Genomic DNA, 19,992 nt, shown 5'->3' on the forward strand with positions numbered 1-19,992 from the left:
ATTTGCATTCTATTCGAGCCGCGCAATACCATGCGCGCGCGTCCGCCTTTTGACCCTCCCTGACTCTCTCCCCCTCCCCATTCAATGATCACCCTGTTCCGCCTGCTTGCCCGCGTGCCGATGCCGCTGATGCATCGGCTCGGCGCCTTGCTGGGATGGTTGGTCTGGTGGTGCGCGCCGGACTACCGCCGCCGCTTCAAGGCCAACGCCGAGAGCGCCGGCTTCTCGCCCGCGCAGTACCGTCCCGCCATCGCCGCCGCCGGCCACATGGCGTCCGAGCTGCCCTGGCTGTGGCTGCGCCCGCAGGGCGAGAGCGTGCTGACGCGCGTGGTGCGCTGGGAAGGCGTCGAGGCCTTCGAGGCCGCGATGCGCGCGAAAAAGGGCGTGATCCTCGTGGCGCCGCACCTGGGCAGCTGGGAGATGTGCGGCCAGGCCATCGGCGAGCGCTTTCTCGCGGACTTCGGGCCGATCACCGCGCTGTTCCGTCCGGCGCGCAAGAAATGGATGGCCGACCTGATCGCCGCGGGTTCGCGCGACCGGCCCGGCCTGCAGACCCTGCCGACCAACAACACCGGCGTGCGCGGCCTGATCCGCACGCTGCGCGGCGGCGGCTACACCGGCATCCTGCCCGACCAGGTGCCGCCGCTGGGGCAGGGCGTGTGGGCGCCTTTCCTCGGCCGCCCCGCCTACACCATGACCCTGCTTCCCCGTTTGGCCCAACAGACCGGCGCCGCCTGCTTCCTCAGCGTGTGCGAGCGCCTGCCGCGCGGCGCGGGCTACGTGATCCGCTTCGAGCCGATCGTCGGCACCGCGCTCACCGACCCCGAGGCGTCCATCGAGGACGCCGCCGCCGCCATGAACGACGGCATCGGCCGCCTGATCCACAGCCTGCCCGGCCAGTACGTCTGGGACTACGCGCGCTACAAAGAGCCGCGCGGCGAACCCGCCGTGGTGGCCAATGCCGCCGGAGGGGCTGCGCCATGAGCCTCAGTTCCCGACTCGGTATCGGCTTCATGCGCGTGCTGGCCCCGCTGCCCCTGCCGCTCGTGCGCGGCTTCAGCAGGGTCCTCGGCCGCCTGCTGCACACCATCGCCGTGCCGCGGCGGCGCGTGGTCGACCGGAACCTGGCCCTGTGCTTCCCCGGAAAGTCGGAGGCCGAGCGCCGCGCCATCGCGCGCGAGACCTTCGTCTTCGTCGCGCAGTCGTGGCTCGACCGCAGCTGGCTCTGGCATGCGCCCGAAAAGGTGGTGAAGAGCCGGCTGAAGATCGTCGGTTCTGCCTCGGAGATCCGCGAAATCGCCGAGGGCGACGCGCCGATGATCCTGTTCGCGCCGCACTTCTACGGCCTCGATGCCGCGGCCACCGCGCTCACCATGCACACGGCGCGCCCGTCGGCCACGATCTACACGACCCAGCGCGACCCGATGGTCGACGCCTGGATCCGCGAAGGCCGCACGCGCTTCGGCGACGTGGCGGCGCTCAACCGGGTGGACGGCATCAAGCCCATCCTCGCGGGGCTGCGCAAGGGCGGCCTGCTGTACCTGCTGCCCGACATGGACTTCGGGCGCGACCAGACCATCTTCGTGCCCTTCTACGGCGTGCAGGCGGCCACCGTGCCGTCGCTCTCGCGCTTCGCGCGGCTGGGCAAGGCCAAGGTGGTGCCGGTGGTGGCCAAGCTCACGCCGGGCGGCTACGAGATCCAGGTGCTGTCGGCGTGGCAGAACTTCCCGACCGACGACGTCGAGGCCGACACGGCGCTCATGAACGAGCGCCTGCAGGGCTACATCGACACGATGCCGTCCCAGTACTACTGGGTGCACCGCAGGTTCAAGACCCGCCCCGAGGGCGAGCCGCCGATTTACTGATTGCGGGCCAGGAAGCCCTCGATCTCGCGCGCGACCAGCTGCGGCTGCTCGTGCACGATCCAGTGGGTGGCGTTCGGCACCTTCTTGACCTCGAGCTGGGGCACGTAGTCTTCCAGCCCTTCGAGCAGGCCCGGCAGCAGGGCTGCGTCGTCGAGCGCCCAGAACACGAAGGTCGGCATGGTCACCGTGAGGCGTTCGCGCGGCAACACCGGAATGCTGTCGACGGTCTGGCCCGGCAGCGGCGGCTTCATCGGCGTCACGCGGTACAGGTTGCAGGCGCCCGTGAGGCCCGCGCTCCAGACCTCGCGGTACTGTTGCTTCACTTCCTCGGTGAGCCAGCCGAAGCCGTCCGGGCCGGCCTTCATCAAGAGGAAGAAGGGCCACATGCGCTTGAAGTCGTCGGCCGCGAGCAGGGCTTCGGCGTCGGGGCGCGCCAGGAAGTGCATGTAGGCGCTGGCCTGCTGCTGCGCCGGGTTGTTGCGCAGCTCGCGCGTGAAGGTGCCCGGGTGCGGCGAATTGATGATGACCAGCTTGCCGACCTGCTGCGGGAAGGCGTTGGCGTAGCCCCAGGCGAAGGCGCCGCCCCAGTCGTGGGCCACCAGCGCGGCCATGGTGCCGTCGGCGCTCTCGGTGGCCACGAGCTGCTGGATGTCCTGGATCAGCAGGTGGGCCTTGTAGTCGGCCACCTCCGTGGGGGCGCTGGACTTCTCGAAGCCGCGCAGGTTGGGCGCCACGCAGCGGTAGCCGCCGTGGGCCGGGTCCGAGAAGTAGGCGAGCAGTTCGTCCCAGATGAACGCGGCTTCGGGAAAGCCGTGCAGGAACACCATCAGCGGCTGGCCCGGCTTGCCGGCGGCGCGGCAACTCAGGGTGGTGCCGTTGGGCAGGCTGCGTTGGAAGGTCTCGATCATGCTTCGTGTCTCCTTGGGTTGACTGTCGCTATTGTTTTGATAGTGAACTTCGCAGGCGAGGCGCTCGATGCAGCCGGTTCCTCTAGCGCATCAGGCGTCTTCGGCCGGTGGCGGCGCGGGCGTTGGCGCGGCGTCGTCGGGGTGCACCCAGCGCCACAGCAGCTCGGCCGCTTCGCCGACCCCTTGCTTCTTCAGGGCCGAGAACAGTTTGACCTCGCCGCCGCCGGCGTTCAGTCGCGTAATCGACAGCACCTTGGCGGCTTCGGTGCGCGTGAGCTTGTCGGACTTGGTCAGCAGCACGAGGAATTTGAGGCCTTGCTCGACGCGCGGACGGATCACGTCGAGCAAGATCTCGTCGAGCTCGGTCATGCCGTGGCGCGGATCGCACATCAGGACAACCCCGCGCAGACTTTCGCGCGTCATGAGGTAGTTGCCCATCACGCGCTGCCAGCGCAGCTTGGCTTCCTTCGGCACGGCGGCATAGCCGTAGCCGGGCAGGTCGGCCAGCACGGCGTCGTCGACCTTCTGCTTGCCGATGCCGAACAGGTTGATGTGCTGCGTGCGGCCCGGCGTCTTCGAGGCGAAGGCCAGGCGCGTCTGCTGCGTCAGGGTGTTGATGGCGGTCGATTTGCCGGCGTTGGATCGGCCGACAAAAGCGATCTCGGGCAGGTCGACCGGGGGCAGGTGCTCGAGTTGCGGAGCGCTGGTCAGGAAGTGGGCGGTGTGCAGCCAACCGAGGGCCACGCGCTCGCGTTCAGCGACCTGCGGGTCCACGGCAGGGGCCGCGCGGGGAGGATAAGCGGCGGACTTGGCGCGCGGGGAGGTCATCAATGGGCTTTCGGAACGGGGCGCCATTGTAGAATCGCGGGGTTTTGCGCCATAAATTCGAAGCCCCCGATATGAAGTTGTTTGCCAATATTCTGCTTGCAGCCCTCATGGGCGTCGCAGCCAGCGCGAGTTTTGCAGCCGATGAGCATGCAGCTGCCCCCGCAGCGGCAGCCGCCAAGCCGGCCAAGCCCGATCCCGCCAAGGGCGACACGCTGTTCAATGCGACGCCGGCCAACAGCCAAAGCTGTGCTTCGTGCCACAACGCGGACGGCAACTCGGCCATCGCAGCCAACCCCAAGCTGGCGCAACAACACCCCGAATACATCCTCAAGCAGCTGCAGGACTTCAAGTCCGGCAAGCGCAAGAGCGCCATCATGAAGCCGCTGGCCTCGGCGCTGTCTGAAGAAGACATGCGCAACATCGCCTGGTTCGTCGGCTCCAAGAAGATCAAGCCGGGCTTCTCGAAGGAGAAGGACACGGTCGCCCTCGGCGAGAAGATCTACCGCGGCGGCATCGGCGATCGCCAGATCCCGGCCTGCGCCGGCTGCCACAGCCCGAACGGTGCCGGCCTCCCGGCCCAGTACCCGCGCCTGGGCGGCCAGCACGCCGACTACACCGTGGCCCAGCTCGTGGCCTTCCGCGACAACGTCCGCCTGAACAGCTCGCCCATGAACGGCGTGGCCGCCAAGCTCAACGACCGCGAAATCAAGGCCGTGGCCGACTACATCGCCGGCCTGCGCTGATTTCCGCCGTCGCGCTGTCCAGCGTGAACTAACCGCCGATAAAAATCCCAAACAAAGGGCGGGCCGATCCAGGAGGATGGCCCGCCCTTTTGTTTTTTTCCTCTTTCCTGGTTTCCCTCCGATGACCGTTTCCACCCATGGCCTTCGCGTGCATCGCGGCCCGCAGCTGCTTCGCGCCGCGGTGGAACTGCTGTCGTCGATGCGCTTCGCGATCGCGCTGCTCACGGTCATCTGCATCGCCTCGATCATCGGCACCGTGCTCAAGCAGCATGAGCCGATCAACAACTACATCAACCAGTTCGGGCCTTTCTGGGCTGAGCTGTTCCGCACGGCGCGACTCGACTCGGTCTACAGCGCCTGGTGGTTCCTTCTGATCCTGCTGTTCCTGGTGATCAGCACGTCGCTGTGCGTCGCGCGCAACACGCCGCGCATCCTGATCGACCTGCGCACCTTCAAGGAAGACATCCGCGCGCAGAGCCTCAAGGCCTTCGGCCAGCGCGCCGAGAACCGGCTCGCGGAAACGCCCGACATGGCGGCCAACCGCATCGGCCAGTTGCTCGTGAGCGGCGGCTGGAAGGTCAAGCTGCAGCAGCGCAACGCCAGCGCCGACGGCAAGGCCGCAGCGGGCTGGATGGTCGCGGCGCGCGCCGGCGGTGCCCACAAGCTGGGCTACATCGCCGCCCACAGCGCCATCGTGCTGGTGTGCATCGGCGGCCTGCTCGACGGCGACCTCGTGGTGCGCGCCCAGACCTGGTTCAACGGCAAGAGCGTGTTCACGGGCGGCGGCATGATCGCCGACGTGGCGCCCGAGCATCGCCTGTCGACCGCCAACCCGACCTTCCGCGGCAACATCCTCGTGCCCGAAGGTGGGCGGGGCAACGTGGCCATCCTGAACCAGGCCGACGGCGTGCTGCTGCAGGAGCTGCCGTTCACCATCGAGCTGAAGAAGTTCATCGTCGACTACTACTCGACCGGCATGCCCAAGCTGTTCGCCAGCGAGGTGGTGCTGCACGACCGCGAGAGCGGCGAGCAGGTGCCCGCGCGCATCGAGGTGAACCACCCGGCCAGTTACAAGGGCGTGGAGATCTACCAGTCGAGCTTCGACGACGGCGGCTCCACGGTGAAGCTCAAGGCGGTGCCGATGGCGGCCGCGGCCAAGCCCTTCGAGGTCGAGGGCATCATCGGCGGCCCGAGCACCGAGATCACCAACGGCAAGGACAAGCTCACGCTCGAGTACGCCGCGCTGCGGGTGATCAACGTCGAGAACTTCGCCGACGGTGGCGCCATGGGCAGCGGCGCCGACGTGCGCAAGGTCGACCTGCGCCACGGCATCGAGTCGCGCCTGGGCGCCGCCAACAAGACCAACAAGCCCAAGGTGCTGCGCAACATCGGCCCGAGCATCGGCTACAAGCTGCGCGACGCGGCCGGCCAGGCGCGCGAGTACCAGAACTACATGGTGCCGGTCGACGCCGGCGACGGCCAGCCCGTGTTCCTGCTGGGCATGCGCGAGAAGCCCGAGGAGCCGTTCCGCTACCTGCGCGTGCCGGCCGACGAGCAAGGCTCGATGGACGGTTTCGTGCGCATGCGCACCGCGCTGGGCGACCCCGCCACGCGCGAGCGCGCCATCGAGCGCTACATCGCCAAGGCGACCGACCCCAAGCGCCCCGAAATGGCCGAGCAGCTGCGCATCTCGGCCGCTCGTGCGCTGGCGCTGTTCTCGGGCGCCGAGCGCGCCAAGGCCGACGCCGCGTCGCAGGGCGGCTGGCAGGCGATTGCCGAATTCATGGAAGCCAACGTGCCCGAGGCCGAGCGCGAGCGCGCCGGCACGGTGCTGGTGCGCATCCTCAACGACGTGCTGTTCGAGGTGCTCAACCTGAGCCGCGAAGGCGCCGGCCTGGCCGCGCTGCCGAACGACGAAAAATCGCAGGGCTACCTGACGCAGGCCGTGCTGGCCCTGAGCGACGCGCACTTCTACCCGGCGCCGGTCGCGATGATGATGACCGACTTCACCCAGGTGCAGGCCAGCGTCTTCCAGGTGGCGCGCGCCCCTGGCAAGAACATCGTCTATCTGGGGTGTCTGTTGCTGATCGTCGGTATTTTTGCCATGCTGTACGTGCGCGAGCGCCGCCTGTGGGTGTGGCTGACACCCGGCGGCGGCGCCTCTGGAGACAACGACGGCCGCGAAACGGTCGCCACGATGGCGTTCTCGGTCAACCGCAAGACCCTGGACAGCGATCGCGAATTCGAGCACCTGAAGCACAGGTTGCTCGCCCTGAAGAAAGAAGAACCGGCGTCACCATGAACACCACGACCCTCACGCTCCACGAAAGCTGGCTCTCCCGCCGCAACCTGTTCGACTGGGTGTTCGCGGCGCTGGTGCTGGCCGGCGGCGCGTTCGCCTTCATGCGCCACGCCGGCTCGATGGACAGCTACGAAAAGCCGATCCTCGTGGCGGCGCTGGTCTCGGTCATCGGCATCTGCTGGTTCTGGCGCCCGCTGCGGGTGCTGGCGCTGGTGGTGGCTGCGGCCTCGCTGTTGGCCATCAGCTCCTACCAGGGCGACCTGGCGCGCGCCGACTCGGTGTTCTGGCTCAAGTACTTCCTGTCGAGCCAGTCGGCCATCCTCTGGATGAGCGTGCTGTTCTTCATGAGCACGCTGTTCTACTGGATCGGCTTCGCCGCCGGCAAGCAGCAGGCCGACACCTTCGACCTGATCGGCTCCCGCCTGGCCTGGGCGGCCGTGACCATGGCGCTGATCGGAACCATGGTGCGCTGGTACGAAAGCCACCAGCTCGGCCCGGACATCGGCCACATCCCGGTGAGCAACCTGTACGAAGTGTTCGTGCTGTTCTGCTGGCTGACGGCGGCGTTCTACCTGTACTTCGAAGAGCGCTACAACACGCGCGCGCTGGGTGCCTTCGTGATGCTGGTGGTCAGCGCGGCGGTGGGCTTTTTGCTCTGGTACACGATCGTGCGCGAGGCGCATGAGATCCAGCCGCTGGTGCCCGCGCTGCAGAGTTGGTGGATGAAGCTGCACGTGCCCGCCAACTTCATCGGCTACGGCACCTTCGCGCTCGCGGCCATGGTGGCCTTCGCCTACCTCATCAAGGAACAGGCGAGCGAGACCCGCTGGTACAAGCTCACGCCGATCTGGCTGCTGGGCGTGGCGCTGTGCTTCGTGCCGGTGGCCTTCCGCCAGCGCGTGCAGGAAGCCGGCGGCAGCTACTGGGTGATCTACGCGGGCATCTCGGCGCTGATCGCCGCGGGCATCCTGCTGGGCCGCAAGCGCATCGCGGCGCGCCTGCCGGCCAACGAGGTGCTCGACGACGTCATGTACAAGTCGATCACCGTCGGCTTCGCCTTCTTCACCATCGCGACCGTGCTCGGCGCCCTGTGGGCGGCCGATGCCTGGGGCGGCTACTGGAGCTGGGACCCGAAGGAAACCTGGGCGCTGATCGTCTGGCTCAACTACGCGGCCTGGCTGCACATGCGCCTCGTGAAGGGTCTGCGCGGCACCGTGGCGGCCTGGTGGGCGCTGGCCGGCCTGGCCGTGACCACCTTCGCCTTCCTTGGCGTGAACATGTTCTTGAGCGGGCTGCACAGCTACGGCACGCTGTAAGCGCAGGCCTGGCGCCTTTTGCGAAGAATTGAAACCACGCGCCGCCATGGCGCGTAACCAAACCGGGGCATGTCACGAACTACCCTGAGCACAACGATTCACGCGAAAGGCCTGCCATGTCGTTCCCTTCCCGTTCGCACCGTCGCGACACCCACGGTTTCAACCATCCGCTGTCGAGCGAGATCACGCCGCGCGCCGCCTATGAAGGCCGGCGCGACCTGCTCAAGCTGATGGCCGGGGGCGCGGCAGGCGCCGCGCTGGCGGGCTTTGCCGGGCGCGAGGCCTTCGCCCAGGCGACCGGCCCGCACAAGCTGGCCCTGCTGCCGGGCGCCAAATCGGCCGTGCCGGGCGCGCAGACGATGGAAAAGCTCACCGACTACAAGGACGCGAGCAGCTACAACAACTACTACGAGTTCGGCGTCGACAAGGGCGATCCGGTGAAGAACGCCGGCACGCTCAAGACGCGGCCGTGGACCGTGGAGGTCGAGGGGCTGGTCAAGAAGCCGGGCAAGTACGGCATCGAAGACCTGCTCAAGCTCAGCGCGCAGGAAGAGCGCATCTACCGCCTGCGCTGCGTCGAGGGCTGGTCGATGGTGATCCCGTGGGTCGGCTACTCGCTGGCCGAGCTCATCAAGAAGGTCGAACCGCAGGGCAATGCCAAGTTCGTCGAGTTCGTGACGCTGGCCGACCCGAAGACCATGCCCTTCGTCGGCTCGCGCGTGCTCGACTGGCCCTACACCGAAGGCCTGCGCATGGACGAGGCGATGCATCCGCTCACGCTGCTGGCCTTCGGCATGTACGGCGAGGTGCTGCCCAACCAGAACGGCGCGCCGGTGCGGCTCGTGGTGCCATGGAAGTACGGATTCAAGTCAGCCAAGTCGATCGTCAAGATCCGCTTCGTCGAGAAGGAGCCGAGCACCGCCTGGAACAAGGCTGCGGCGCAGGAGTACGGCTTCTATTCGAACGTGAACCCGAACGTCGACCACCCGCGCTGGAGCCAGGCGACCGAGCGCCGCATCGGCGACGGCGGCGGCCTGTTCGCGAAGCGGCGCAAGACCGAGATGTTCAACGGCTACGAGGCACAGGTCGGCCAGCTCTACGCCGGCATGGACCTGAAGAAGAACTACTGAGCGGGCGCCCCCGCCCGGTCGTTGCGCCATGCTGAACAAGCTGCTCATGCACCCGGCGACCAAGCCGGTCGTCTTCCTGCTGTGCCTGCTGCCGTTCGCGCGGCTGGCCTTCGGTGCCTTCACCGACGGGCTGGGCGCGAACCCGGCCGAGTTCCTGATCCGCGCGACGGGCGACTGGACCCTGCGGTTCATCTGCATCGTGCTGGCGGTGACGCCGCTGCGCGTGATCGCCAAGCTCAACGCGCTGGCGCGCTTTCGCCGCATGCTGGGCCTGTTCGCCTACTTCTACGTGGTGCTGCACCTGCTGTGCTACAGCTGGTTCGACATGGGCTTCGAGTGGGGCGAGATCGCCAAGGACATCGCCAAGCGGCCGTTCATCCTGGTGGGCTTCTCGGCCTTCGTGCTGCTGACACCCCTGGCGGCCACGTCGTTCAACCGCGCGATCAAGGCGATGGGCGCCAAGCGCTGGCAGCTGCTGCACAAGCTGGTTTATGTGATCGCGGGGCTCGGGCTGCTGCACTTCTTCTGGATGCGCGCGGGCAAGAACAACTTCGCCGAAGTGTTCGTCTACGCCGCGATCATCGGGGTGCTGCTGGCGTGGCGCGTCTGGAATTTCGCGCGCAAGCGCCAGGCCAGGCCCGCAGTGGCCGTGCGCGGCAGCGAGAAGCCGCTGCGCACCGGCTGAGACCGGATCAGCCGTCGATCTCGGCGCGCAGCTGGTCTTCCATCGTCTCGCGGCGACGGATCGGCTTCGTTGTAGCGCCGCTCACCAGCACCTCGGCGGCGCGGCCGCGCGTGTTGTAGTTGCTGGCCATGCTCATGCAGTACGCACCGGCCGACAGCACGGCCAGCAGGTCGCCGGCCACCACGTTGAGGGCGCGGTCGCGGCCGATCCAGTCGCCGCTTTCGCAGACCGGGCCCACCACGTCGTAGGTCGGCGCGTCGCCGGCGCGCTCGCGCAGCGGTACGATCTTCTGGAAGGCCTGGTACATCGCGGGGCGCGGCAGGTCGTTCATGGCCGCGTCGACGATGCAGAAGTTCTTGTCTTCGCCGGGCTTGGTGTAGAGCACCTCGGTCACGCAGACGCCGGCATTGCCGACCAGCGAGCGGCCGGGTTCGATCACCAGCTTGCGCTGGCCGAAGCCGCGCGCATCGAGCTTGGCGAGCAGCTGCTGCCACAGCGCATCGGCCTTGGGCGGCACTTCGCCGTTGTAGTCGATGCCCAGGCCGCCGCCGAAGTCCAGGTGATGGATCGGCACGCCGGCCGCCTCGATGGCTTCCACCAGGTCGAGCACGCGGTCGCAGGCGTCCAGGTAGGGCGAGGCTTCGGTGATCTGGGAGCCGATGTGGCAGTCGATGCCGACCACCTCGAGACCCGGCAGCCGGGCGGCGTGCTGGTAGGCCTGCACCGCGCGGTCGTGCGCGATGCCGAACTTGTTGCCCTTCAGGCCGGTGGAAATGTAGGGGTGTGTCTTCGGGTCGACGTTCGGATTGATGCGGATGCTGATCGGCGCGCGCACCTTCTCGGCCAGCGCCACCTCGTTGAGCACGTCGAGTTCGGCTTCGCTCTCGACGTTGAAGCAGGCGATGCCGGCCGCCAGGGCTTGGCGCATCTCGGCGCGCGTCTTGCCGACGCCCGAGAAGATGATCTTCTTCGGATCGGCGCCCACCGCCAGCACGCGCGACAGTTCGCCGCCCGAGACGATGTCGAAACCGCAGCCGGCCTCGGCGAATACGCGCAGCACGCCGAGCGAGGAATTGGCCTTCATCGCGTAGCAGATCAACGCCTCGCGGCCCTCGAAGCCGCGCTGGTAGGCGGCCAGGGCGTCGAGCATCCACTGCTTCGAATAGACGAACAGCGGCGTGCCGTGCGTGCGCGCCAGCGCGTCGAGCGCGACGCCCTCGACGTGCAGCGCGCCGTCGCGGTGGGCGATGTGGGGGTGGCCGGGCAGGGGGGTGTTCGTCGTCATTTCTGGGGGGAGGCGGGGGCGCTGCTGGCTGCGGCGGGCTTGGGGGCCGCTTCATTGTCGGAGGCCTTGGAGCCGCCGGGGGTGAGCAATTGGGGCAAGGTGGCGCGCTGGGCGGCCGCCGGATCGGTCGGCAGATAGAGCGCGCCGCGCTGTCCGCACGCCGCAAGGCCCGCCGCGCTGGCGGCAAGGCAGACCATGAGCGCGGTGCGGGCGCGAGCGCTCACTAGAATTTGGCGAACATTCAACATGCTGAAATTGTAATGACCGACACCGAGTACATGGACCGCGCCGAGGCGGCGCTTGCTGCCATCGAGCAGGGCTGCGACCGCATCAACGACGCGACCGACGCCGACATCGACAACCAGCGGGTCGGCGGGATGATCACGATGTCGTTTCGCAACGGCAGCCAGCTGATCGTGAACCTGCAGAAGCCGCTGCAGGAAATCTGGTTGGCGGCGCGCTCCGGCGGCTACCACTACCGGCATGACGGCCGGGTGTGGGTGGACACCAAGACCGGGGAAGAATTCTTCGGCAACCTGTCGCGCGAAGCGACCCTGCAAGCGGGGCAGCCGCTGGTGTTCGCGGCGGCCTGAGCCGCCGCGCTCCGTCTTTCTTGATCAGTTCCTGAACAGGTCGAGGATGCGGTTGCGCTCCTCGGGCGGTGCAGGCGCGCTGATCGCCGGGCCACTCAGGGCTTCGGCCGGTGCCACCGGCGCGGAAGATTCCACGCCCAGGCTCGACACGCCGCGGCCCGGCGCGTAGTCGTCGTAGTACCACTCGCCGCCGACGCTCACGATGCCCGAAGGCGGCGTGGTCGACAGGTCGGTCACGGGCACGCCCTTGAGGGCGGTTTCCATGTAGTTGATCCAGATCGGCAGGCTCAGGCCGCCGCCGGTTTCGCGGTCGCCCAGGTTGCGCGGCGTGTCGTAGCCGATCCACGAGATCGCCGTCATGGTGGGCTGGAAGCCCGCGAACCAGGCGTCGAGCGAGTCGTTGGTGGTGCCGGTCTTGCCGTAGAGGTCGGGGCGCTTGAGCATCGCCTGCGCCTTCGCGGCCGTGCCGGCGCGCGTGATGGACTGCAGCAGCGTGTCCATGATGAAGGCGTTGCGCTGCGGGATGGCGCGCGACGCTTCGTTGAGCAGTGGCGGCTGGACGTCGACCAGCACGCGGTCCTTGTGGTCGGTGACGCGGGTCACGAGGTACGGATTCACGCGGTAGCCGCCGTTGGCGAACACCGAATAGCCCACCGCCATCTGCATCGGCGTGACGGCACCGGCACCGAGCGCCATCGGGAGGTAGGCGGGGTGCTTGTCCTTGTCGAAGCCGAAGTTGGTGATCCAGTCTTGCGCGTAGCGCGTGCCGATGGATTGCAGGATGCGGATCGACACGAGGTTGCGCGACTTCATCAGCGCCGTGCGCATCGACATCGGACCGTCGAAGCCGCCGCCGTAGTTCTTGGGCTCCCAGGGCTGGCCGCCGGTGGTGCCGGCGTCGAAGAACAGCGGGCCGTCGTTGATGACGGTGGCGGGGGTGAAGCCCTTTTCGAGCGCCGCCGAGTAGATGAAGGGCTTGAAGCTCGAGCCCGGCTGGCGCCACGCTTGCGTGACGTGGTTGAACTTGTTCTTGCCGAAGTCGAAACCGCCGACCAGTGCCTTGATGGCGCCGTCGCGCGGGTCCATGGCCACGAACGCGCCTTCCACCTCGGGCAGCTGGGTGATTTCCCAGGTGTTCTTGGGCGTCTTGGCGACACGAATCACGGCGCCGCGGCGGATCTTGATGTTGGGCGGTGCCTTGTCCGACAGGCCGGACTGCGCGGGCTTGAGGCCGTCGCCCGTGATCTGCACGGCGTCGCCGTTGGCGCGGATGGCCTGGATTTCCTTGGGCGTGGCCTTGAGCACCACGGCCGCCATCACGTCGCCGTTGTCGGGGTGGTCGTTCAGCACGTCGTCCACCGCTTCGTCGAGCTCCTTGGGGTCGTTCGGCAGGTCGATGAACTTCTCCGGGCCGCGGTACACCTGACGGCGCTCGTAATCCATGATGCCCTTGCGCAGGGCCTTGTAGGCCGCGGCCTGGTCGGCGGCGACCAGCGAGGTGTAGACCTTGAGGCCGCGCGTGTAGGTGCTGTCGCCGTACTGGGCGTACATCAGCTGGCGCACGGTTTCCGCCACGTACTCGGCGTGCAGGCGGTTCGGGTCGGCGGCGTCGCGCAGGTGCAGCTCTTCCTTCTTGGCCTCGGCCGCCTGCTCGGCGGTGATGAAGCCGGCCTCCTGCATGCGGTCGATCACGTAGAACTGGCGCCCGCGTGCGCGCTGCGGGTTGTTGACCGGGTTGTTGGCGCCGGGTGCCTTCGGCAGGCCGGCCAGCATGGCGGCCTGGGCGATCGTCATCTCGGACAGCGGCTTGCCGAAGTAGGCCTCGGAAGCGGCCGCGAAGCCGTAGGCGCGGTTGCCCAGGTAGATCTGGTTCAGGTAGATCTCGAAGATCTGGTCCTTCGTGAGCAGGTGCTCCAGCTTGAAGGTCAGCAGCACCTCGTAGATCTTGCGGGTCAGCGTCTTCTCGGAACTCAGGTAGACGTTGCGGGCCACCTGCATCGTGATGGTGGAGGCGCCTTGGCTCTTCACGCGGTTCAGGTTGGCGAGGCCGGCGCGGACCAGACCCTTGTAGTCGACGCCGCCGTGGTCATAGAAGCGGGCGTCTTCGGCGGCGAGGACAGCGTCCTTCACGACCTTGGGGATCGCGGCGATGGGGGTGAGGTTGCGTCGCTCTTCCCCGAACTCGCCGATCTGCGTGCCTTCGGCGGAGAACACGCGCAGCGGCAGCTTGGGTCGGTAGTCGGAGAGTTCCGAGATGTCCGGCAGGTTGGGATAGGCCACTGCCAGGGCCACGGCCACCACGCACAGGATGGAAAGCAGGCCCGCCGCAGCGATGCCCGCCCCCCAGAACACGAAACGCAACAGCCATTTCAGCCAGAAGGGGCGTTCGGGTGGAGGAGTCTTGGCGCGCCCTTTCGGGCTGGAAGTTTCTTGCATGGGGGCCCGGAGAGTCACCGGACATTATAAAAAGCCGCCCCCTCGGCGCCTCCGGATCTTTGTTACCTCGCGCATTCCCTCTCCAGGGGCTAAGCAGAAAGTTACAGAATGCGGCTTTGACGTCACGTTTTGACAACGGTTGTCGGTTCCGGGCTTTCTGCACGCTTGGTGGGCGCTGTGCCTGCTGCTAGCATGCAACCGAACGCATATTTTTCCATTGGTTACAAATAACAGGGGGAGAGGGACCTAACTTGGCTGCTCTTGGATCATTGTTTCGTCGTCAGAACGCCCCCCTGCTGGGACTGGACGTCAGTTCGTCCAGCGTGAAGCTGGTGGAGCTCGGCCGTGAGGCCAGCGGCAAGCTGGTTCTGGAGCGCTGCGCCATCGAACCGCTCGAACGCGGCTGGATCACCGACGGCAACGTCGAGAAATTCGACGAAGTCGCCGAAGCCGTGCGCCGCGTCGTGCGCAAGAGCGGCACCAAGACCCGCAACGTGGCGCTGGCGCTGCCGCCCTCGGCGGTCATCACCAAGAAGATCATTCTCCCGGGCGGCATGAGCGAGCAGGAGCTCGAGATCCAGGTCGAATCCGAAGCCAACCAGTACATCCCGTTCTCGCTCGATGAAGTGAGCCTCGACTTCTGCGTGACAGGACCGAGCACGACCTCCGTCGGCGACGTGGAAGTGTTGATCGCCGCCTCTCGCAAGGAGAAGGTGCAGGACCGCGAGGGCCTGGCGGAAGCCGCGGGCCTGAAGGCCATGATCCTCGACGTCGAGTCGTATGCCTCGCGCCTCGCAACCGCGCGCCTGATCGAGCAACTGCCGGGCAAGGGCGTGGACGCCATCGTGGCGCTGTTCGAAGTCGGTGCCTTCACGACCAGCATGCAAGTGCTGCGCAACCAGGAAGTGCTGTATGACCGCGACCAGGCCTTCGGCGGCGCTCAATTGAGCCAGCTGATCGTGCGCCAGTACGGTTTTTCCGCCGAGGAAGCCGAAGCCAAGAAGCGCAGCGGCGACCTGCCCGACGACTACGGCTCGGGCGTGCTCAAGCCCTTCGTCGAAAGCATCGCGCAGGAAATCGCGCGGGCGCTGCAGTTCTTCTTCACCAGCACGCCGCACAACCGCGTCGACTACGTGCTGCTGGCGGGCGGCTCGTCGTCGCTGCCGGGGCTGACCAATGCCGTGACCCGCCAGACCTCTTTTGCCTGCTCGCTCGTGAATCCGTTCGATGGCATGGACTTCGGCCCCAGCATTCGCGAGAAGAAGGTCCGCCGCGAAGCGCCTTCCTATCTGACCTCCTGCGGCCTGGCCATGCGGAGGTTCCTGCAGTGATCCTGATCAATCTGCTTCCGCACCGCGAAGCCGCGCGCAAGCGCCGCCGCGAGGCCTTCTACGGCACCCTGGGTGGTGCCGCGCTGCTGGGCGCCCTGATCGCCGGCCTCGGTTACCTGTGGTTCGAGGCCCAGATTTCGGCTCAGCAATCGAAGAACGGTTTCCTTCAGGCCGAGATCAAGAAGCTCGAAGTCGAGATCAAGGAAATCTCGACACTGCAGGAAGAAATCGCAGCCTTGCGCGCGCGCCAGTTGGCCGTGGAAGACCTGCAAGGCGACCGCAACCTGCCCGTGCACCTGCTCAACGAACTCGTCCGGCAACTGCCCGACGGCGTCTATCTCACCAGCATGAAGCAGGAGAACCAGACCGTGACCCTGCAAGGCATGGCGCAGTCGAACGAGCGCGTGTCGGAGCTGCTGCGCAACCTCGGCAACAACAGCCCCTGGCTGGTGAAGCCCGAGTTGGTCGAAATCACCTCGGCCAATGTGAACCTGAGCCAGCGCGACCAGCGCCGCGTGGCGAACTTCACGATGCGCATCGGCCTCAAGCGGCCCACCGACGCCCAGAAGGCGGAGGCCGAGAAGGCCCTGGCCGCCAAGGCGCAGGCGAAGGGGTAATCGATCATGGCCATCAGCAACCGATCCCTCCCCAAAGTCGACGTCGCCACCGCATTGCGCAACTTCGGCGACCAGTTCCGCGGACTGAATCCGAACGATCCTTCCATGTGGCCGGCGGTGCCGCGCTACGCGCTGTGCCTGGCCGTGTCCGCGCTGGTGCTGGCGGGCCTGTGGTTTGTCTGGCTCACGAACTCCAACGACGAACTCGAAGCCGAGCGCGCCAAGGAAGTCACGCTCCGGACCGACTATCAGAAGAAAGTGGCGCAAGCCGCCAACCTTGACCTGCTGAAGAAGCAGCGCGAGCAGGTGCAGCAGTACGTGATCCTTCTCGAGAAGCAACTGCCTAGCAAGGCGGAAATGGACGCACTGCTCTCCGACATCAACCAGGCCGGTCTCGGTCGCAGCCTCCAGTTCGAGCTGTTCCGTCCGGGCCAGGTATCGGTCAAGGATTACTACGCAGAGCTGCCGATCGCCGTGCGCGTCACGGGCCGCTACCACGACATGGGCGCCTTCGCGGCCGACGTGGCCAGCCTGTCGCGCATCGTGACGCTCAACAACGTGACCGTCACACCGCAGAAGGACAAGGACGTGCTGACGATGGATGCCACCGCGCGCACCTACCGCTACCTCGACGAAGACGAGCGGGCCGCCCAGAAACGCGCCACGGCGCCGAAGGCGAAGAAATGAAGCCGGTCGCCAAAGTCCTGTGGCTGGCACTGGCCACGCTGGGCCTGAGCGCCTGCGGCGATTCCGACCAGGAAGACCTGCAGCGCTGGATGGTCGAGCAGCGCGCGCAGATCAAGCCCTCGGTGCCGCCGATCTCCGAACCCAAGAAGTTCACGCCGCAGGCCTACACCGAGGCGTCGTCGTTCGAGCCCTTCAACATGCTGAAGCTGACCCAGGCGCTGCGCCGGGAGTCGAACCAGCCGAGCACGTCCGAGCTGATCGCGCCGGAGCTGGCGCGCCGCAAGGAAGCCCTCGAAGCGTTCCCGCTCGACACGATGGCGATGGTCGGCAGCATGAACCGCAACGGCCAGCCGGTGGCGCTCGTGCGTGTGGACAAGCTGCTCTACAAGGTGCGCGTCGGCGAGTACCTGGGGCTCAACTACGGGCGCATCACCCGTATCAACGAAACCGAAGTCGCCCTGCGCGAGATCGTGCAGGACGCCGCGGGCGAATGGATCGAACGCGTAGCCACGCTGCAGTTGCAAGAGAGTGCGAAATGAACCATAAAAAATCAACGATGGCACAGTGGCTGCGCGCCGCCGGGCTGGGTCTGCTGGCTTTCGGTGCCCTGGCCGTCGCCCATGCGCAAAACGCGATCGAGTCGGTGACGAGCTCGACCCAGTCGGGCGCGGAAGTGATCCGCATCGACCTGGCCCAGCCGCTCACCGCCGTGCCTGCCGGGTTCTCGGTGCAGACGCCGGCGCGCATCGCGCTTGATTTCCCGGGCGTGACGAACGCCATCGGGCGTTCGGCCATCGAGGTGAACCAGGGCAACCTGCGCTCGGTCAACGTGGTGCAGGCCGGTGACCGCAGCCGCGTCGTGCTGAACCTGAAGCAGGCCACGGCGTACAAGGCCGAGATCCAGGGCAAGTCGCTGCTGGTGGTCCTCGAGCCGGTGGCTGGCACCGCACTTGTCGCTTCCGCGGCGACCACTTTCGCCGAGAACCGCAACCGCGACACGCTGCCGCTGCGCGACGTCGATTTCCGCCTGGGCACCGACAACACCGGCCGCGTGCTGGTCGACCTGCCGAACAACCAGGTCGGCGTCGATGTGAAGCAGCAGGGCAAGAGCCTGGTGGTGGAGTTCACCAAGTCGACGCTGCCCGAAGGCCTGCGTCGCCGCCTCGACGTGGCCGATTTCGGCACGCCGGTGCAGCTGATCACCTCGCAGCAATCGGGCGACCGCGTGCGCATGACGATCGAAGCCAAGGGCGATTGGGAGCACAGCGCCTACCAGAGCGAGAACCAGTTCGTGGTGGAAGTGCGCGCACGCAAGGTCGATCCGAGCAAGCTCACGCAAGGCGTCGGCTACAACGGCGAGAAGCTGTCGCTCAATTTCCAGAACATCGAGATCCGCTCACTGCTGCAGGTGATCGCCGACTTCACGAACTTCAACATCGTGACCTCCGATTCGGTCAGCGGCGCACTGACGCTGCGGTTGAAGGACGTGCCCTGGGACCAGGCGCTCGACATCATCATGCAGGCGAAGAACCTGGGCATGCGCAAGAACGGCAGCGTGCTGTGGATCGCGCCCAAGGATGAGATCAACGCCAAGGAAAAGCTCGAATTCGAAGCCAAGGCGGCGATCGAGAACCTGGAGCCGCTGCGCACGCAGTCGTTCCAGCTGAACTACACGAAGGCCATTGCGATTGCACAGGGCCTGACGGGGACTGGTGCATCGGCGGGTGGCGGCGGTGGTGGTGGCGGCGGCGCGACCTCGCGCATCCTGAGCCCCCGCGGCAGCGTGATCGCCGAATCGCGGACCAACCAGCTGTTCGTGTCCGACATTCCCTCGCGCCTGGCCCAGGTTGCCGACCTGATCCAGAAGCTGGACATTCCCGTGCGCCAGGTGCTGATCGAAGCGCGCATCGTGGAAGCCTCGGACACCTTCGGCAAGTCGCTCGGCGTGCGGATGGGTGGCGGTATCTCCCGCGAACGCGTCGCGTCGGCCAACGGCAATCCGGCCTACGGCACCTTCGGCGTCATGCCTGCCACCACCAACGCCGGCGGCGTCGGCGGCGCAGCAGCCACCTGGACCAACTCCAACTTCATCAACCTGCCCGCCGGCGACGCTGGCGGCACCGGCAACGCCGCAGGCACCTTCGCGATCTCGCTGTTCAATTCGAGCCTGTCGCGCATGCTGAACCTCGAAATCTCGGCCCTCGAAGCCGACGGCAAGGGCAAGCTGGTCTCCAGCCCCCGCGTCATCACGGCCGACCAGACCAAGGCGCTGATCGAGCAGGGCGAGGAAATCCCCTACCAGCAGGCCACCTCCAGCGGCGCGACCTCGATCTCGTTCCGCAAGGCGGTGCTCAAGCTTGAAGTCACGCCGCAGATCACGCCCGAAGGCAACATCATCCTCACGCTGGACGTGAGCAAGGACGCCCGCGGTGTCAACACCTCGGCGGGCCCGGCCATCAACACCAAGCACGTGCAGACCGAGGTGCTGGTCGAGAACGGCGGCACGGTCGTCATCGGTGGTATCTTCGAGCTCACCGAAACCAATGACGAATCGCGCGTGCCGGTGCTGGGTGAAATCCCCTACATGGGGGCATTGTTCCGCAAGCGCGAACGCGTTGCCAACAAGACCGAAATGCTCGTCTTTATCACCCCGAAGATGATTACCGACCGCAACGCCGCGCGCTGACGCGCGGGCGTAGCAGCCACCGCGTGGCGGTCGCACTTGTCGGGTTGCCCGGCGCCGGAAAGTCCGCAGTGGGCCGGCGCTTGGGTGCCCGGCTGAACACCCCCTTCATCGACACCGATCATGTGATCGAGCAGCGCATCGGCTGCACGATCCGTGATTTCTTCGATCGCGAGGGCGAAGCCGCCTTCCGCGACATCGAGCAGGCGGTCATCGCCGACCTGGCCGCCCATCCCCACGGCGTGCTGGCGACCGGCGGTGGCGCCGTGCTGCGCGAGGCCAACCGCCAGCAGCTGCGCGACCATTTCCACGTCATCTACCTGCGCTCCTCGCCCGAAGACCTGTTCCGGCGCCTGCGTCACGACGTCAAGCGCCCGCTCTTGCAGGTGGCCGACCCGCTCGGCAGGCTGCGCGAGTTGCACGATGCGCGCGATCCGTTCTACCGGGAAACCGCCCACGACGTGGTCGACACCGGTCGGCCGTCGATCGCGGTGCTGGTCAACCTCATCGTGATGCAGCTCGAACTGGCCGGGGTGGTCGAACCCGGCGCCCATCCGGAAGAGCCCTCGGACTGACCCCGGCA

Annotated in this window: 19 protein-coding genes; 14 read left to right on the top strand and 5 right to left on the bottom strand. The window is 66.8% G+C overall.

The annotated features are described in order from the left end of the window. Positions 1–84: 84 nt before the first annotated feature. Positions 85–984, top strand: a complete 900-nt coding sequence (locus AC1RAD_RS04585) for a lysophospholipid acyltransferase family protein (protein WP_492686189.1) — start codon at positions 85–87, stop codon at positions 982–984. Next, on the top strand, positions 981–1,865 hold the full coding sequence (locus AC1RAD_RS04590) for an LpxL/LpxP family acyltransferase (RefSeq protein WP_159278442.1): 885 nt from the start codon (positions 981–983) through the stop codon (positions 1,863–1,865). Before AC1RAD_RS04585 ends, AC1RAD_RS04590 begins: the two co-directional genes overlap by 4 nt. Here AC1RAD_RS04590 and AC1RAD_RS04595 read toward each other — a convergent pair. Then, the gene (locus AC1RAD_RS04595) at positions 1,859–2,773 is read right to left on the bottom strand and encodes an alpha/beta fold hydrolase (RefSeq protein ID WP_369631360.1); all 915 of its coding nucleotides are present in this window, start codon (positions 2,771–2,773) and stop codon (positions 1,859–1,861) included. The two genes, AC1RAD_RS04590 and AC1RAD_RS04595, sit on opposite strands and share 7 nt — an antisense overlap. Before the next feature lie 90 nt (positions 2,774–2,863). Beyond that, positions 2,864–3,601, bottom strand: coding sequence for a ribosome biogenesis GTP-binding protein YihA/YsxC (gene yihA, locus AC1RAD_RS04600; protein ID WP_095948319.1), 738 nt, complete (start codon positions 3,599–3,601; stop codon positions 2,864–2,866). 71 nt (positions 3,602–3,672) lie between these two features. On the opposite strand from yihA, the gene AC1RAD_RS04605 reads away from it, so the two are divergent. The 5 genes from AC1RAD_RS04605 to msrQ all read left to right on the top strand — a co-directional run bounded on the left by AC1RAD_RS04605 (position 3,673) and on the right by msrQ (position 9,777). After that, positions 3,673–4,344 (top strand): c-type cytochrome, encoded by a 672-nt coding sequence (locus tag AC1RAD_RS04605; protein ID WP_095743749.1) that lies wholly within the window; start codon positions 3,673–3,675, stop codon positions 4,342–4,344. A 121-nt stretch (positions 4,345–4,465) separates the two neighbouring features. Further along, positions 4,466–6,646, top strand: a complete 2,181-nt coding sequence (locus AC1RAD_RS04610) for a cytochrome c biogenesis protein ResB (RefSeq protein WP_492734057.1) — start codon at positions 4,466–4,468, stop codon at positions 6,644–6,646. After that, positions 6,643–7,962: a c-type cytochrome biogenesis protein CcsB gene (ccsB, locus tag AC1RAD_RS04615; protein WP_447787563.1), complete on the top strand. Its 1,320-nt coding sequence runs from the start codon at positions 6,643–6,645 to the stop codon at positions 7,960–7,962. Before AC1RAD_RS04610 ends, ccsB begins: the two co-directional genes overlap by 4 nt. 116 nt (positions 7,963–8,078) lie before the next feature. Continuing rightward, complete coding sequence (msrP, locus tag AC1RAD_RS04620; protein ID WP_492734058.1) at positions 8,079–9,092, top strand: protein-methionine-sulfoxide reductase catalytic subunit MsrP; 1,014 nt, start codon at positions 8,079–8,081, stop codon at positions 9,090–9,092. 31 nt (positions 9,093–9,123) lie between these two features. Then, positions 9,124–9,777 carry a protein-methionine-sulfoxide reductase heme-binding subunit MsrQ gene (gene msrQ / locus AC1RAD_RS04625; RefSeq protein ID WP_492734551.1) on the top strand — a complete coding sequence of 218 codons (654 nt, stop codon included), beginning with the start codon at positions 9,124–9,126 and terminating at the stop codon, positions 9,775–9,777. A gap of 7 nt (positions 9,778–9,784) precedes the next feature. On the opposite strand, the gene lysA is transcribed toward msrQ, so the two are convergent. Then, positions 9,785–11,062 carry a diaminopimelate decarboxylase gene (gene lysA, locus AC1RAD_RS04630; protein WP_492734059.1) on the bottom strand — a complete coding sequence of 426 codons (1,278 nt, stop codon included), beginning with the start codon at positions 11,060–11,062 and terminating at the stop codon, positions 9,785–9,787. After that, a complete protein-coding gene (gene lptM, locus AC1RAD_RS04635; protein WP_062471782.1) occupies positions 11,059–11,310 on the bottom strand; it encodes an LPS translocon maturation chaperone LptM in 252 nt (83 codons plus the stop codon). The genes lysA and lptM overlap by 4 nt, the downstream gene beginning before the upstream one ends. A 12-nt stretch (positions 11,311–11,322) precedes the next feature. Between lptM and cyaY the strand changes: the two genes are divergently transcribed. After that, positions 11,323–11,655 (top strand): iron donor protein CyaY, encoded by a 333-nt coding sequence (gene cyaY / locus AC1RAD_RS04640; RefSeq protein WP_062471779.1) that lies wholly within the window; start codon positions 11,323–11,325, stop codon positions 11,653–11,655. 24 nt (positions 11,656–11,679) lie between these two features. Here the strand turns inward: cyaY and AC1RAD_RS04645 are convergent, their stop codons facing one another. Further along, positions 11,680–14,091: a penicillin-binding protein 1A gene (locus AC1RAD_RS04645; protein ID WP_169805026.1), complete on the bottom strand. Its 2,412-nt coding sequence runs from the start codon at positions 14,089–14,091 to the stop codon at positions 11,680–11,682. Between the two features lie 251 nt (positions 14,092–14,342). On the opposite strand from AC1RAD_RS04645, the gene AC1RAD_RS04650 reads away from it, so the two are divergent. Genes AC1RAD_RS04650 through AC1RAD_RS04675 form a run of 6 tightly spaced genes read left to right on the top strand, consistent with a single transcriptional unit; the run spans position 14,343 to position 19,984 of the window. Then, positions 14,343–15,422, top strand: coding sequence for a pilus assembly protein PilM (locus AC1RAD_RS04650; RefSeq protein ID WP_062471776.1), 1,080 nt, complete (start codon positions 14,343–14,345; stop codon positions 15,420–15,422). Next, the gene (locus tag AC1RAD_RS04655; protein WP_070059948.1) at positions 15,419–16,039 is read left to right on the top strand and encodes a PilN domain-containing protein; all 621 of its coding nucleotides are present in this window, start codon (positions 15,419–15,421) and stop codon (positions 16,037–16,039) included. Before AC1RAD_RS04650 ends, AC1RAD_RS04655 begins: the two co-directional genes overlap by 4 nt. Before the next feature lie 6 nt (positions 16,040–16,045). Further along, the gene (locus AC1RAD_RS04660) at positions 16,046–16,726 is read left to right on the top strand and encodes a type IV pilus inner membrane component PilO (RefSeq protein WP_070059947.1); all 681 of its coding nucleotides are present in this window, start codon (positions 16,046–16,048) and stop codon (positions 16,724–16,726) included. After that, a complete protein-coding gene (locus AC1RAD_RS04665; protein WP_070059946.1) occupies positions 16,723–17,265 on the top strand; it encodes a pilus assembly protein PilP in 543 nt (180 codons plus the stop codon). The genes AC1RAD_RS04660 and AC1RAD_RS04665 overlap by 4 nt, the downstream gene beginning before the upstream one ends. Then, positions 17,262–19,412: a type IV pilus secretin PilQ gene (locus tag AC1RAD_RS04670; RefSeq protein ID WP_492734060.1), complete on the top strand. Its 2,151-nt coding sequence runs from the start codon at positions 17,262–17,264 to the stop codon at positions 19,410–19,412. Before AC1RAD_RS04665 ends, AC1RAD_RS04670 begins: the two co-directional genes overlap by 4 nt. Positions 19,413–19,435: 23 nt before the next feature. Beyond that, positions 19,436–19,984, top strand: coding sequence for a shikimate kinase (locus tag AC1RAD_RS04675; RefSeq protein WP_062471759.1), 549 nt, complete (start codon positions 19,436–19,438; stop codon positions 19,982–19,984). The last annotated feature ends 8 nt before the right edge of the window (positions 19,985–19,992 follow it).

The sequence above is a fragment of the Variovorax sp. GW823-FHT04B03 genome (assembly GCF_058796495.1).

Coding starts and splice junctions, on each gene's coding strand:
- AC1RAD_RS04585 (WP_492686189.1), top strand. CDS start 85: ATGATCACCCTGTTCCGCCTGCTTGCCCGCGTGCCGATGCCGCTGATG.
- AC1RAD_RS04590 (WP_159278442.1), top strand. CDS start 981: ATGAGCCTCAGTTCCCGACTCGGTATCGGCTTCATGCGCGTGCTGGCC.
- AC1RAD_RS04595 (WP_369631360.1), bottom strand. CDS start 2,773: ATGATCGAGACCTTCCAACGCAGCCTGCCCAACGGCACCACCCTGAGT.
- yihA (WP_095948319.1), bottom strand. CDS start 3,601: ATGACCTCCCCGCGCGCCAAGTCCGCCGCTTATCCTCCCCGCGCGGCC.
- AC1RAD_RS04605 (WP_095743749.1), top strand. CDS start 3,673: ATGAAGTTGTTTGCCAATATTCTGCTTGCAGCCCTCATGGGCGTCGCA.
- AC1RAD_RS04610 (WP_492734057.1), top strand. CDS start 4,466: ATGACCGTTTCCACCCATGGCCTTCGCGTGCATCGCGGCCCGCAGCTG.
- ccsB (WP_447787563.1), top strand. CDS start 6,643: ATGAACACCACGACCCTCACGCTCCACGAAAGCTGGCTCTCCCGCCGC.
- msrP (WP_492734058.1), top strand. CDS start 8,079: ATGTCGTTCCCTTCCCGTTCGCACCGTCGCGACACCCACGGTTTCAAC.
- lysA (WP_492734059.1), bottom strand. CDS start 11,062: ATGACGACGAACACCCCCCTGCCCGGCCACCCCCACATCGCCCACCGC.
- lptM (WP_062471782.1), bottom strand. CDS start 11,310: ATGTTGAATGTTCGCCAAATTCTAGTGAGCGCTCGCGCCCGCACCGCG.
- cyaY (WP_062471779.1), top strand. CDS start 11,323: ATGACCGACACCGAGTACATGGACCGCGCCGAGGCGGCGCTTGCTGCC.
- AC1RAD_RS04645 (WP_169805026.1), bottom strand. CDS start 14,091: ATGCAAGAAACTTCCAGCCCGAAAGGGCGCGCCAAGACTCCTCCACCC.
- AC1RAD_RS04660 (WP_070059947.1), top strand. CDS start 16,046: ATGGCCATCAGCAACCGATCCCTCCCCAAAGTCGACGTCGCCACCGCA.
- AC1RAD_RS04665 (WP_070059946.1), top strand. CDS start 16,723: ATGAAGCCGGTCGCCAAAGTCCTGTGGCTGGCACTGGCCACGCTGGGC.
- AC1RAD_RS04670 (WP_492734060.1), top strand. CDS start 17,262: ATGAACCATAAAAAATCAACGATGGCACAGTGGCTGCGCGCCGCCGGG.